We start from the raw sequence: 14,192 nt of genomic DNA, 5'->3' as shown, positions 1-14,192 counted from the left end.
CGCCCCATTTATCGATAATAATTCGCATTAGTATCGTTTAAACGAAGCAGCCGACTTTTCGATTTAGGGACTTTTTCAATTGATGCCCGGCACTCCATCACCCGTGTTGTTGCTCAGCAAACCGCGCATACCACGGATGTGTCGCCAGCAAATGCTCATGACTGCCGCAGCCGCTCACGCTGCCGTCTTCCAGCACCAGGATCTGGTCGGCGTCGCGCACCAGCGTCGGGTTGTGCGACACCAATACCAACGTGCGCTTGCCGTGCAGTGCCTGCAGGCTGCGATTGACCCGTGCTTCACTGTGCGCATCAAGGCTGGCGGTGGGTTCGTCGAGCAGCAGGATCGGTGCCGGCGACAACAGCGCACGCGCCAGGCCTACGCGCTGGCGCTGGCCGCCGGAGAGCAAGGCGCCGCCCGGTCCCACTTCACTGTGCCAGCCGTCCGGCAGGCTGGTGAGCACATCATCCAGTGCCGCTTCCCGCGCCGCGTGCTGCAATTGCGCGGGCGTGGCGTGTGGCCGCGCCATGCTCACGTTCCACAACAGGCTGCCGGCAAACAGGCCGCTGTCCTGAAACACCTGGGTCATGTGCTGGGCCAGGGTGTGTTCGCTTAACTGGCGAATGTCGACATGGCCGAGGCGTACTTCGCCGGTCTGCGGGTCCATGCCCCGGCCGAGCAGCGCCAGCAAGGTGCTTTTGCCCGCGCCCGAGGGGCCGACAATCGCCGTAAACGTGCCGGGCGCGCATTGCACGTCCAGGTCCTTGAGCAGGTGTTCGCCACCCTCGCCGAAGCTGTTCAAGCCGTGCCCATGCAGGCTCGCATCCTGCGGCTGTTCTCCGGGCTGCGGGCTGTGCAAGGTCGGCGCCGCCAACACCGCCAGCACTTGCGACAGCGCGTGCCACGCCATGCGCAAGGCCTGATCCAGGTAAGCCAGTTGCGACAGCGGCTCGATAAAGCGCACCAGCAACACCAGCACCGCCACCAGCAGCGCACCGGGCAAATGCCCCGTCGCCACTGCGAACACGCCACCGGCCAGCACCAGCGAAAACACCATCTGCACCGCCGTGGCAAACCCCAGGCCTGCGGGCAAGGCACGGCGATTGAGGCGGCGCGTTGCCTGGTGTTGCTCATGCAAGGCCTGGCGCAGTGCCAACTGGCCCTGGCTGGCGTCGCCGGCGCTGCGAATCAACGCCTGCTGTTGCGCGAAAGTCTGCAACAACTGCGCGGCGTGGCGATCCACGGCCTGGCGTTGTTGCTCCAGGCCCAGGCTGCGCCGCCCGGCCCAACGCAACAGGCCGAACAGCGGCAGATACGCCAACGCCAACACCAACGCCAGGCGCGGTTCAATGAAGAACAGCCCGAGCACCACCACCGTCGGCGTCACCAGCGCCGTCATCAGCGGCGCCAGCAAATGCGCGGGAATGCCCATGCTGTTAAACACCGGCCCGCGCACCAGCCCTTCAAGCTGGCCACGGCGGGTCAACGGCAAGCGCGGCAGGTGCTGCACCAACTGCGCGACCAGGCCCGCCGCCAACCCCGCACCGGCCAGGTAACCGCGTCGCTGCGCGACGTAACTGACCACCACTTGCAGCAGCGTCAGCCCCAGCAACAGCAGCACGCTCGACTGCAGTGGCGAGCCTTCGAACCAGGCCAGAATCAACGGCACCAGGGCCAGGCCCGCCAAACCATCGAGTACGGCGGCCAGCAGCATCCACACCAACGCCCCGCGCAGTGCGCGCCGGGCCAACTCGGGCAAATGCCGTAACGGCGAAAAAAAACTCATGACACAGGCTCCAGTTGTTCAGCGTTCGAGGTTTGCTCGTTCCACAGTTGCCGGTACACGCCGTCCACGGCCAACAACTCGGCATGCCGCCCGCGCTGCACGATGCGCCCTTCACACAACACCAGGATCTGCTCGGCATGGCGGATGCTGTGCAGACGATGGGCGACGATCAGCCGCGTGCGTCCGACCGCGTCGTCCTGCAAGGCGGCACGCAGTGCGCGTTCGGTTTGCGGGTCGGTGGCGGACGTCGGCTCGTCGAGCAACATGATCGGCGCACGCGACAGCAGCGCGCGGGCAATCGCCAGGCGCTGCACTTCACCGCCGGACAGCCGCACATCCTCATCGACTACGCTGGCGTAGCCCTTGGGCAAGCCCATGATCCAGCTGTCCAGGCAGGCCGCTTTGGCGGCGGCGCGGATTTGCGCTTCACTGGCCTCGGGTTGATACAGCGCGATGTTCTGCGCCAACGACAGGCGCAACGCGCCAGCCTGCTGGAACACCAGTGCCAACTGCTGCTGCAACTCACGGCTGGCGATCTGGCGCACATCCACCCCGCCCACGCGGACTTGCCCGCTGTCCACGTCCATAAAGCGCGCAATCAACCCGGCCAGGGTGCTTTTGCCCGCACCCGACGGCCCTACCAGCGCAGTCGTGGTGCCGGGCTCCAGGCGCAGGTTGATTGACCTGAGTATCGGCACGTCAGCGTGGGAGAAATTCACCTCGAGCATCTCCACGCTGGCGTCCCGAGGCGCGTGCGGCGCGTCGGGTTCGGCCAGCGGCGGCGTGTTCAGTACCGCCTGCAAACGCCGGGCACTTTCACGCGCGTTGTTCAACGCATCGAAGCCGTGCCCCATGGCCAGAACAGGCGCCGCCATGGCGCGCACCAGCAGCAAAAACGCGCAGATCTGCGCAGCCCCGACGTCACCGACCCACAACGCGCCGATAACCACCCAGGCCAACAGCCACGGGGCACTCAGCAGCACCTGGATCAAGGCCGCGAGGTGCCCGGCGCGGCTCACCCAATGGCTGAAGCGCTGATCAAACTGCTGCACCGCCTCCTGCACGTTGCGATGAATACCCGCGTCCGGGAATTGCCGCACCAGGCCAAGGTTGCCGGCGAATTCGCTGTAGTCGCTGAACAGGCGCTGGATCGCACCGTTGCGCTGCTCGACATCGTCGCGATAATGCGCCGAGCCCAAACGCCAATAGCCGAGCACTCCCACGGCCAATGGCAACAGGCACCACAGCGCCAGGGCGCTGTGGCTCCACAGCAGGTACGCGAAGGTGGCCAGGGGAATCAGCAGCAGGTTGACCAGATCCGTCGGCGCATGCCCGACCAACTGGTGCAGCGCCCGTACATCCTGCTCGGCATAACGGGTCACGCCGTCGGGCCCCAACCGTGCAAACCAACCCAACGGCAGGCGTTGCAGATGCTCGGCCAGGCGCACGCGCAAGCGGTCGCACAGGTCGGCATCCACCTGATGGGTGAGGTGCAGCGCCAAGGTTTGGCCACACAACCACAGCGCCGATGCGCCCACCGCCAGCGCCACCCAGGCCATGGCCGAAGGCGCCAGCGGCGGTGCCTGGCGCAGGCTGTCGGCCAATTGCGCGAGGGCAATCAGCGGCAGCAACGAACAGATCCCGGCAACCGCCTGCAACCCAATCGCCAACCCCAGGCGCCGACGAAACGGGCGCAGCATTTCACTCAGCTGGCTCATCGAGCGGCCTCCAAAGCCTGGGCCAGGCTGGCCGCAGGCAACGTCACGGGTGGCTGCTGCGGAAACCCCAGTGCGGCCGTGACCTGTTGCCACAGCCCGACGACCTCCACGCTGCGCTGCTGCAAGCGCGCCAGCCCCACACCGGTAATCAACGGTTGCAAGGCATTCGCCGCTGCAGTCGGCCAGACCTTGCGGTACACCTGGGCCCAATCCGACGCGGCAGCTTCCAGCACTTCGGCGCACGGCAAGGGCTCACTCGCCAGCGGCCCGAATAGGTCAAACACGCCGTCGGCATCCTCCACCGGCGCGCGCACAGCGGGCAGCCACAACAGCGGGCCGTGGGGCGATGCCAACAGCAGTGTGCCGCTGTCGGTGGCGATGCTGATGCGCAGCAGCATCTGCATGCGCCCGTCATCATTGGCCGCCAGCTCGTTGAGCACACGCAGCGACACCGGCACCTGCGCCATCACCAGGCTGATATCGCGCCAGGCCGACAGCGCCGGCGCCACGCTGTCCAGCGACCACGGCCCCACCGCTTCCAACAGCGCCGCCAGCACGTCCAGCGTTGCGTAGCTGACTTGTACCGCGCACTGGGCGTCGATATGGCGAATGCCCTGTTGGCGATGCAGTTGCCGCGCCAGCGCGATAAACCGCGCCACGCAGGGCAGTTGCGGGTAGAAGCTGTTGAGCAGGCAGCGCCGTTGCAGGCGGTTCGCGGTGCGCAGCAGTTCATGCAGCTCCTGGGGCAGCAGCGGGTGCTCGATCAGCACGTCAATGCCGCGTTCCATCAGCGCCTGCGCCAAGGCCGGGCCCTGCTCGCCGCGTGCCGCACCGCCCACCGCGACGCACGCCAGGCGCGTATCGGCAGGCACCTGTTCCAGCGCTTGCAAACTCGGCACTTCCAGGTAGCGCGCCAAGGCCTGGGAACGACGACTGCCCTGCCCCAGCACGCCGACCAATTCCAGCTGCTCGACGGCGGCAACACCGGCCGCATAGAACAGGCCAAAGCGCGAGCCGACCACCAAGGTTTTCAATGGCAATGTCATGGGCGTTTCTCCAGCAAATAATCACTCAGCCCGGCGTTCAAGCAGTCGAAGTGATTGCCACGCAGGGTGTGCACAGTCAGTGGCGCCAGCGATGCGGCCTGCCACCACGCCTGCAAACTGGCCTGGTGATCGGGGATCAGCGGGTTGGCGACACTCGGTACAAACAGGCGGATGGCCCCCACATACGGCGCGCCATCGCTGTAGTGACTGGCGTGCACGGAATGGGCGAACACCCGATACAGCTGTTCATCGGCAATGCCCTGGGCCGCCGCCAGTACACGGGATTTGAGTAACGCCACATCCAGGTTGAGGGCCGCTGACGCTTGCAGCTGCTCAGCCGTCGGCAGACCGAGCGCTTCACCGTCGAGCCCCAAGGTGGCGGCAAAGCTGTAGAGCATCAGCACTTCATCGTCGACGACATACGGAATGCGGTAGCTGGAGACGATGTCCAGCTGACGCACCTCGGCGCCCAATTGCAGCAGGGCCTTGGCCAATTCCAGGGCCACCAGCCCGCCGGAGCAGTAACCCAGCAAGTCGAAGCTGCGTCGGCCGCTGTCCCATAGGGCTTGCGCGTAGCGTTTGCCGAGGGTTGCGTTGACATGCTCCGCGGGCACGCTCAGGTAGTCGTCGCTGTTGTGCACCGCCAGCCCCAGCAACGGAGCCCGCTCCAGTAACGGACCATTGCCGGCCAATTCAGCGATCAGCCCGCGATACGGCAACAGCGTGCCGAGCCCTTCGTGCACCAGCACGCGCGCGGTGCCCTCGCCGCCGATCAGTTGCGTCAACGCATCCACGCGCACGCGCCCGCCCAGTGGCGCGCGGCGCGTATCCAGCGCGGGCGCCGCCACCGGTGTTGCATGGCTGGGCTCGCTGCTCGACTCGCTGCGCAAGCGCTGGGCCAGGCCATGGGGCGTCGGTTGGCTGAGGGCCCAGCGCAGCAAGCGGTCGAAAGGTTGCGCCTGGGCCAAGGGTTCGTGCTCGCGCAGGCCGGCGATTAACTGCGCGATCAACAGCGAGTCGCCACCGGCGGCAAAGAAGTCCTGATCCGCCGACAACCCGCTGCAATCCAGTACGCGCTCCCACTGCGCGATCAAGCGCTGCACCAGTTCATCCGCCACATCGGTGTTTGCGCGGTGCACCGGTTGCAATTGGCGTTGCTCCGCCTGCGTGGTGAGCGCGCGGCGGTCGATCTTGCCATTGGCCGTGACCGGCAAGCGGTCAAGTACCCGCACTTGCGCCGGCACCATATAACGCGGCACCCGCTCGGCAATAAAGGCCAGCAAGGCCTCTGAACTCAGCAATGGCCGATCGGTTTTCAGGCGTGCGACCAGCACGTCATAACCCAGCAGGTTCAACACGCTGTCGGCACCCGCCAACGATTCAGCCTGATCGCCCGCCTCACTGTTGAGCCACGCCAGCCATTGATCGGTGTGCACAAACAGCTGGTGGTTGCTGGCGCGCACATCCTCGGGCGTTTCCATCATCAGGCTTTGGCTGATACTGATTTCGCGGTGTTCACGCGTCAGTTCCTGCACCACCAGCCAGGCATCGGCCTGCAGCAATTGGCGCAGACCGGCGAGCAGGCGCGGCGTATCCAACGCATTGTTCAAGGCGCCGGAGCTCAGCAGCAGGTCCAGTGAGCCGGCCGGCAAGCCTTGTTCGCAGGCCGGTTTGTTCATGTCGAACGGCATGAAGCGCACCCACGGGTACGCCGCAAAACGCTCGCGCGCCGCGTTGAGGAAGTAACTCGACACGTCGGAAAACACATAGTCGATCTGCACCCCGGCGGCCACCAATGGCGCCAGCGCCGGGATGATCAACGCACTCGCCGCGCCAGTGCCGGCGCCCACTTCGAGGATGCGCCAGCGGCGTTGGCCCTGGCGCGACACAATCGCGCTAACAGCCTCAGCCATCGCCCGGTGCAGCACCTGGGCGTGCAGGCCACGGCTGTACATGGCTTCGGCGATATGCGCCGAACCTTGCGGGAACATCAGGCTCGCCGGGCTCAGGCGCCCGTCGAGTTGCTCGGGCAAACGGGTCGCACTGTCGCGCAGGTAATCCACCAGTTCCACCGGCCACAGGCCTGGCGGCGCCAGCCGGGCAAACTGTGACCATGCATGATCTTGATCGAAGTCTGTTGCCAGGCAGCGCCAGCCGTCACCGTCGACTTGCAGGTGGCCACTGTCGACCAGCAACGCCAGCCAGTGTCGCAGCAGGCGATGCTGGCCGGGTGCGAGGTTCAACGCGGCGCACAGCGGCGCGAATGCGATGGCTTGCCCTGGGTTCAGCAAACCGCTGCCCGCCAGCCAGTGCAGCAGCGACGCATCTGCCGCATGGTCCAACGCGGCGAGTGCCGCTTCGATGTCGGCACGCTCGCCAAAATCCGCCTGCGCAAGGCTGTGGCGCGCCTGGGCCGTGACTTCACGCAGTTCGTCGCGCACACGCTGCGGGTCCGGCGCGTGGGTTTGCAACGTCACGAAGCTGCACAGCGAGCGCTCGTGACACTCGCCGAGCAATACCGTGGTGCTCGCGGCCAGCTGCGGATGGGCCAGCCACGCGGCGTCGATTTCCGCCAGTTCGATACGGTGGCCGCGAATCTTCACCTGATCATCCTGGCGCCCCAGAAACTCGATCAAACCGTCTTCGCTCAGGTAGCGTCCCTGGTCGCCGGTGCGGTACAGGCGGCGCCCGCTGGCATGGGTGATAAACCGCTCGGCGCTGCGTTGCGGGTCTTCGGCGTAGCCCAGGGCCAGGCCGAGGCCGCCGATATGAATCTCACCGCGCACGCCCACCGGGCATTGGCGGCCTAGGCTGTCGAGCACTTCCAGGGTCTGGTGCTTGAGGGCGCGGCCATAGGGAATGCTCGGCAACGCCGTATCCGGCGGGCGAATCGGATGCTCCACCGACCAGATCGCTGCTTCAGTGGCGCCGCCCAGGCTGAACAACTGGCTGTCGGGCCAGCGTTGCCACCAGCGCGTGGGCAACGTGGTGGGAATCCAGTCTCCCGACCACATCACGCAACGCGGCCCCGGCATCGCCGCCGGTTCGGTCTCCAGGTAGTCCACCAGCATCTGCCCTTGGGCGGGCACTGAGTTCCACAGCGTGATGCTGTGTTCCAGCATCAATTGCGCCCAGTGCGAAGGGTCGGCGCCGCGCTCCGGATCAGGCAGCACCACCTGCGCGCCGACAGCAGTGGCGCCGAAAAAGTCGTACACCGACAGGTCGAAACTCAATTCCGCCAGGCCCAGTACACAGTCGTCGGCGTTGACTGCGTAACGCTGGTTGATGTCATCGAGGGTATTGACCACCGCGCCGTGGCTGAGCATTACGCCCTTGGGCGTGCCGGTGGAACCGGAGGTGTAGATGATGTAGGCCAGTTCCTCGGCGGCCACCGCCAGCGGCTCGCGGGTTGGCCAATGCGGGTCGGCGTAGAGGCTGTCGATGGCAACGCGCGGCAGCTCAAGCGTATCCGGCAATGCCTGCGCTTGCAGGGTGACCACGGCGGCAATCCGGGCATCACGCAGGATCGCTTCACGGCGCAGGGCCGGCTGGCGAATGTCCACCGGCACATAGGCCGCGCCCATTTGGGTAATACCCAGCACCGCCATCAATTGCCAGGCGCTTTTGGGCAGCATCACCGCTACCCGCTCGCCGCGTGCAACGCCGAGCGCTTCAAGGGCTGCGCGCACGGCGGCGGCGTGTTGGGCGACCTGGCGATAACTGTAGCGGCCATCGCGGTCGCTGATCACCACGGCGTCGGGCGTGCACAGTGTCTGTTGAGCGAAACCGGCGGCGATATTGCGCGCCGGGGCAACCGCCTCGACCTGTGGATTGGCCCGTTGCGCCGGCAACACGATATCGCCACGCGCCTGCCACACCTGCGGGTCGGCGGCCAGGCGTTGCAGCAGGTCGACGTAGGCATCGAACATCTGCGCGGCCATGCCGTCGGGCAGCACGCCGACGCGCACGTCCCAGCCAATCTGCAAACCGCCGTACTGGTCGCTGACCTGGCAGTCGATCCACACCTGCGGGGTCTGGCTGATCATGTAGCTGGGCGGTTGCAACAAGCGCCCGGCATCGCCGAGCAAGCGTTCGACGCTGCCGATGCCACTGGTGAACACCACCGGCATCAGGTCGGCGCCACGCCCTTGCAGCCGGGCCAGTTCACGCAACACCTCAACGCCGGTAAAGCGGCTGTGGTCGAGGTCATCGAACAGCTGCGCACCGATACGCCGCGCGCGCTGGACAAAACTCGCACCGTCGGCGCCGTGCACGGCGAGCAGGCTCAAGGCGGTGAAGTCACCGATCACCTGGCCCAGCTGCGGGTGCAGGTTCGGCCGGTTGAGCACGGTGAGATTCAGGCAAAAGTCCGGGCTTTGGCTCCAACGCCCGATGACTTCGGCAAAGGCGGCCAGGGTCACGCCCGCTGCGCTCAGGCCCTGGGCGCTGGCGAGGGAACACAGCGCGTTCCATTGCGCGCTGCTCAACACGCCATGGTGGTGCTGGAAACGCGTGGAGCCCAAACCGGCGTGCTCACTCAGCGGCAGGTCCGGGCGCCCCGGCAGGCTGTCCAGGCGGGCCAGCCACCAGGCTTTGTCGCTGTGCCAGGCGGCGCTGTTGCGCGCGCTGCGTTCGTGCTCAAGGTAGTCGCGGAAGATCGCTTCAAGCGCGGGCCAATGGCGCGTCGGTTCGAGGTAACGCTGGGTCAGTTCGACCAGCAACAGTTGCAGGCTGGCGTAGTCGAGCAAGGTGAAATCCACCGAGCAATGCAAAATCGCCTGCTCGCGGCCCAGGCTCACTTCGGGCAGCAGGATCGGCCATTGATCAAGGGCATGGCAGGCATGGTCCAGGCGTGTGCGCAACGCCTGCAGGTGAGCGTCGAATGCCTCGGGCGTGGCCTCACGCAGGTCATGCACCGGCAGCGATTGCCAGGGCACCTGGGCTTGCACGCATTGGCGGCTGTTGTCCTGCACCACCGCGCGCAGCATCGGGTGGCGTTGCACCAAGGCGTTCCAGGCCTGGGTCAGTTGCGCGGTGTCGACATTCGCCGGCCACGGGTATTCGACATACAAGTGACAGGCGTTGCCGCCGTAGTCGAACGCCGGGTTACGCCCCAGCACGTAGGCGCCCTGCACCGCGCTGAGGGCGAAGGGCTGCAGCGCCTGTTCCGGCTGCGCGCGCCAATCCTGGGGCGAGAGGTGCACCATCAGTGCCTCGCGCTGGGCACGAATGCGTTCGGCCAGGGCTGAGTCCAACGCGCCTTCGGGGGCACGAAAATGCAGCTTGCCCTCGGTGGCCCAGAGTTCAATCTGGCGTTCACGGCAGATGTGCAGCAAATCATCCAGGCTCATAACACGCCCTCCTCGATCGCCACATCGGTGTTACGCACCAGCAGCGCGGCCATGCCGGCGAGGGTCGGTTGCAGGTAGAAGTCGCCCATGCGCAGGCTCACGCCCAGCTGTTCACGTACATTGGCCAGCAAGCGCGTGGCCAATAGGCTGTCGCCGCCGAGGCTGAAGAAACTCGCTTGGGCGCTGTGCACCGAGCGGCCCAGCACAGTTTCCCAACAGGTCGCCAGCGCCTGCAGTTCGGGGCTCAGTTCCGCGTCTTCGTCGCAGCAGGGTTGGCTGCATTGCAACGCGTCGCCGAGGCTGGCTTGCAGGCGCGTGCGGTCGATCTTGCCGTTGGCGTTCAAGGCAAAGCGCGGCACGCACCACAGATGTTCGGGGCGCATCGCCTGCGGCAGGCGTTGTTGCAGCCAGTGGTTGAGGCGTTCACTGCTCAAGGCTTCGTCGGCAGCCTGGGCACTCACCAACAGCATCGCAGGGTTTTGCCACAGGCATTCCAGGTGGTTGAAGCCGCTTTCACCGAGTAAGCGCACGACTGCGTCGGCACTCGGCAGCAGCGGTGTGCGCCCGTCCAGCAGCGCCGCACTGACCAGCCGCAACGGCGAGTCACGCAGCACGTCAGCCAGTATCAAACGGCCTTGGGGTTTGAGCAGCGCCTGGGCCAGGCTCAGGCCGTCGGACGGCTGCGCGTAGCTGTGCAGGGCCGCGAAGCTGATCACCACGTCGTACCGGGACCAGTGCTCAGCGGGCAGCACGCCGTCCACCAGCAGTTGGCCCGCCACGCGCTGGCGCTTGCCCACACTGGCGGCGAGCAGGCCGGGGCTGGTCTCGAACAGGGTCAGTTGCAGGTCGCGTGAACTCACGTGGTTCAGCCACTGGTCGAGCAACTGCCCGCCGCGCACATCCAGCACGGCGACGTTCAGCGCTGTACCGCTGTGTTGCAGCGCGCGGTTCATGGCGTCCAGCACTTGGCGGCCTGCGGGCAGGTTGAGCGCCATGGCCTGTGGCGCCAGCAACGGGTCAAACAACACTTGCGAGGTGCCGCCCTCCGTGCGCAGCAGCACCTGCAAGGCACCGACCATGCTGTGCAGATCGGCTTCGCGCCAGCCCAATTGCGCCAATGCATCATGAAGGCTGATGGACTCGACATAACTGCCCAGCCACTCGCGCCAGGTGTCAAGCAACGGCGTGGGCGGCGGGTCTTGCAACAGGCGTTGCAGCAGCTCGGCGGTGACGCGGCTTTCGGCTGCCAGGCTGTCATCGAGCATCGACGCGGCTGGCACAACCGGCACCGGAGCCTCCAACGACTTGAACACCACGGCCGCGCCCAGGCTGCCATTCAGTACGGCTGCACAGGCGTTGTCGATCAGCGGATGCGCCGTCAGCGCCGCCTCGATTTCGCCGAGTTCGATACGCTGCCCGCGCACCTTGACCTGCTGGTCCATGCGCCCGAGGAACTCCAACGTGCCGTCCTGCCAGAAGCGCCCGCGATCGCCGGTGTGATACCAGCGCCCGCGCTCATCACTGCGAAAACGCTGGGCGGTGAGCACAGGATCATTGCGATAACCGCGGGCCAGGCTCGCGCCGCCGATCAGCAGTTGGCCGATTACCTGGTCCGGTACATCCCGCCCGCAGGCGTCGACTACTCGATAGGCCTGGCCGGCCAACGGCTTGCCATAGGGAATCGACGGCCAATGCTCGGGCACCGCATCGATAAGTTGCAGGTTCGACCAGATACCCGCCTCGGTCGCGCCGCCCAGGCCATACACCCGGCAGGCTGACGTGGCGTGGCGACGCAGGCGCGCGGCGAGGTCCAGGGCGATCCAGTCGCCCGACAGCAACACCGCTCGAAGGCTTTGGTACTGACACTGTTCTGCGCCGATGCCCAAGGCCATTTCCAGCAATGCCGGGGCCGAATTCCACAGGCTCACGCGGTGCTGGCGGATCAGTTGCGCCCAGCTCATGGCGTCGCGGGTTTCTTCAGGCTGCAACAACACCAGGCGCGCGCCCTGCCCCAGCACACCGAACAGGTCATAGACCGACAGGTCGAAATCCAGCGCCGAGACCGCCAGCAGGCAATCATCCGGCGTGACGTGCAGCTCGGCTTGCAGCGCGTCAATGGTATTGATCGCCGCCGCGTGGCTGACCTCAACGCCTTTGGGAATGCCGGTTGAGCCGGAGGTGTAGATCACGTACGCACTGGCGTGTGGCGAGCTTTTTTTCGCTGCCGCCAATGGCGCGCAGTGTTCCAGTTGGGTCGGATCAAGCCATTGCAATGCAGGATCCGCCGGCGGCTGCTCGGCGATCACGCGGCTGATGCCCGCCGCCGACTCGATCAGGCTGCGCCGTGCGTGCGGTTGGGCGGTGTCCACCGGCACGTAGCAGCCACCGGCCGCGAGTACGCCTAACACCGCGGCAACCTGCCCAGGCCCGCGCGGCAGGCAGACTTCCACGGCTTCGCCGGGGCGCATTCCGGCCTCCAGCAAGCCAGCAGCCACGCGCAGGGCTTGGTTGGCGAGTGCCGCATACGTCCACTGTTGGGTGCCACAGATCAACGCCACCGCGTCGGGCTGTTGGGTGCTTTGGCGGAAAAAGTCGTCGAGCAAACCACGCCCCGCAGCCAGCGACGGCACGCTGTTCTGGCGGTCGCGCTGCGCTTGCTGGGCCAGCGGCAGCAACACCGGCTGTGGCTGGTTCCAGTCACTGTCGGCGAGGCGTTGCACCAGTTCGATATAGGCACTGAACATGGCCTCCAGCACGCCCTGCGGGAACAGCTCGGCGATGCTGTCCCAGGCCAGCAGCACGCCGTCTTCGACCCGGTACAGCTGGTGATCGAGCCACACTTGCGGGGTTTGCGAGAGCATGTCGTGCAGGTCGCCGAACACCTCGCGAAAGCTCGCGGGTACAAAACTTGCGTCACTCAGGTTGCAGGAAAACACCACCGGCGCCGAGCGCGGATGGCCCTGGCGACGGGCTTCGCGCAGCACTTCCAGCGCGGGAAACGCGGCGTGGTCGATGGTCGCGTGCAGGTCACGCTGGAAACGCCGGGCGCCTTCGGCAAAGGGCAACTGCGGCGCGTCTTCGCAGGCCACCAGCAGCAAGGTGGTGAAGTCGGCGATCACCTGGTCAATGGCCTGCTGGTCATCGTGGCGGTCGAACAGCGGCACGTTAAGGAGGAAATTCGGCTGCTCGCTCCAACGCGCCAAGACTGCGTTGAAAGCCGTGGCGAACACGCTGGGCAAGGTCAGCCCGTGGGCGGTCGCCTGGCGTTGCAGGCGTTCGGCTTCGGCTGGGCTGAGCACGAAGGCCTGGCGGCTGAAGCGTGGCGTGCGAATCGACTCGGGCGCGCAGGCCAGCGGCAGCGTCGGGCCGTCCGGCAACTGCGCCAGGCGCTGGCACCAGTGCTGACGGTCACGCTCATACGCGTCGGCGCGGCGTTGACGACGGCGGCTCAGGTAGTCGGCAAAGTGCACAGCAGGCGGCGGCGCAAGCGTGGCCGGTGCCTGATAGGCCTGGCCGAGTTGCGCCATCAACAGGCGCAGGCTTTCCACATCAACCGCCAGCAGGTCGACACTCAGCCACACGCGGTCACGGCCACCGGGCAACTGCACCAGGCCGACCAGCATCACCTGCCCGGCTTCGACCGCCAGGCATTCATGCGAGCGCCAGTCACGCAATGCGCGCCAGGCCTCTTGCGCGGCGGCTTGCGAGTGCTGGCGCCAATCCTGATGATCGAACACCGGCAGGTCGGTGGCCGCAAGAATCCGCTGGCGGCCTTCATTGAAACTGGCGCGCAACATCGGGTGGCGCGCCTGCACACACTTCACCGCCGCTTCCAGGCGTTGCGGGTCGATGCCCTGGCAGTCGAATTCCAGCCACGCATGGCAACTGATATTGCCCAGCACTTCGTCCGGCCCGCGCCCCAGCCAGTACGCCTGCTGCACAGCGCTGAGTTCGAAGCTGTCATCCGGCGCAACCATCGGCGCTGCGTCGGTCACCACGTGCTGCGGGACCTGGCCGTGCAGTAAGCCCAGCCAGGCTGCCAGGCACGGCTGCGCACTGAGCTGAGCAAAGTCGAGGTGCAAGCCGTGGCTGCGCAAACGCTCCTGCAGGTACATCAGGCGGATGGAATCCAACCCGCAACCGAGGAGGTTTTCCTCATCGCCCAGGCTGTCGATTTCCGCCACGGTGGCGCCCAGCAACTGGGCGAGGTGTTCGATCAGCCATGTGCGCAATAAGGAGGTGTCTGCTGTTGTCAGCTCGCTCATGAAAAGCTTCCTGTGACCCGTCTAGATAA

Annotated in this window: 5 protein-coding genes; all 5 read right to left on the bottom strand. The window is 66.1% G+C overall.

The genetic code is table 11. From position 1 onward, the window contains the following. Window positions 1-97 precede the first annotated feature (97 nt). From HX783_RS27080 to HX783_RS27060, 5 genes are read right to left on the bottom strand one after another with little or no spacing between them, the layout of a single operon-like run. Complete coding sequence (locus tag HX783_RS27080; protein ID WP_177018910.1) at window positions 98-1,783, bottom strand: ABC transporter ATP-binding protein; 1,686 nt, start codon at window positions 1,781-1,783, stop codon at window positions 98-100. Continuing rightward, window positions 1,780-3,501: an ABC transporter ATP-binding protein gene (locus tag HX783_RS27075; protein ID WP_177018909.1), complete on the bottom strand. Its 1,722-nt coding sequence runs from the start codon at window positions 3,499-3,501 to the stop codon at window positions 1,780-1,782. Before HX783_RS27075 ends, HX783_RS27080 begins: the two co-directional genes overlap by 4 nt. Further along, window positions 3,498-4,547: a Gfo/Idh/MocA family oxidoreductase gene (locus HX783_RS27070; protein WP_177018908.1), complete on the bottom strand. Its 1,050-nt coding sequence runs from the start codon at window positions 4,545-4,547 to the stop codon at window positions 3,498-3,500. The genes HX783_RS27075 and HX783_RS27070 overlap by 4 nt, the downstream gene beginning before the upstream one ends. Then, a complete protein-coding gene (locus tag HX783_RS27065) occupies window positions 4,544-9,898 on the bottom strand; it encodes a non-ribosomal peptide synthetase (RefSeq protein WP_177018907.1) in 5,355 nt (1,784 codons plus the stop codon). The genes HX783_RS27070 and HX783_RS27065 overlap by 4 nt, the downstream gene beginning before the upstream one ends. Beyond that, entirely contained in the window at window positions 9,895-14,163 is a 4,269-nt protein-coding gene (locus HX783_RS27060; RefSeq protein WP_177018906.1) for a non-ribosomal peptide synthetase, read from the bottom strand. Before HX783_RS27060 ends, HX783_RS27065 begins: the two co-directional genes overlap by 4 nt. Between the last annotated feature and the right edge of the window lie 29 nt (window positions 14,164-14,192).

The sequence above is a fragment of the Pseudomonas sp. D2002 genome (genome assembly GCF_013385735.1).
In the GTDB taxonomy this organism is placed as follows: domain Bacteria; phylum Pseudomonadota; class Gammaproteobacteria; order Pseudomonadales; family Pseudomonadaceae; genus Aquipseudomonas.
This window is presented reverse-complemented; position numbering and strand designations above follow the sequence as displayed.

Coding starts and splice junctions, on each gene's coding strand:
- HX783_RS27060 (WP_177018906.1), bottom strand. CDS start 14,163: ATGAGCGAGCTGACAACAGCAGACACCTCCTTATTGCGCACATGGCTG.
- HX783_RS27075 (WP_177018909.1), bottom strand. CDS start 3,501: ATGAGCCAGCTGAGTGAAATGCTGCGCCCGTTTCGTCGGCGCCTGGGG.
- HX783_RS27070 (WP_177018908.1), bottom strand. CDS start 4,547: ATGACATTGCCATTGAAAACCTTGGTGGTCGGCTCGCGCTTTGGCCTG.
- HX783_RS27065 (WP_177018907.1), bottom strand. CDS start 9,898: ATGAGCCTGGATGATTTGCTGCACATCTGCCGTGAACGCCAGATTGAA.
- HX783_RS27080 (WP_177018910.1), bottom strand. CDS start 1,783: ATGAGTTTTTTTTCGCCGTTACGGCATTTGCCCGAGTTGGCCCGGCGC.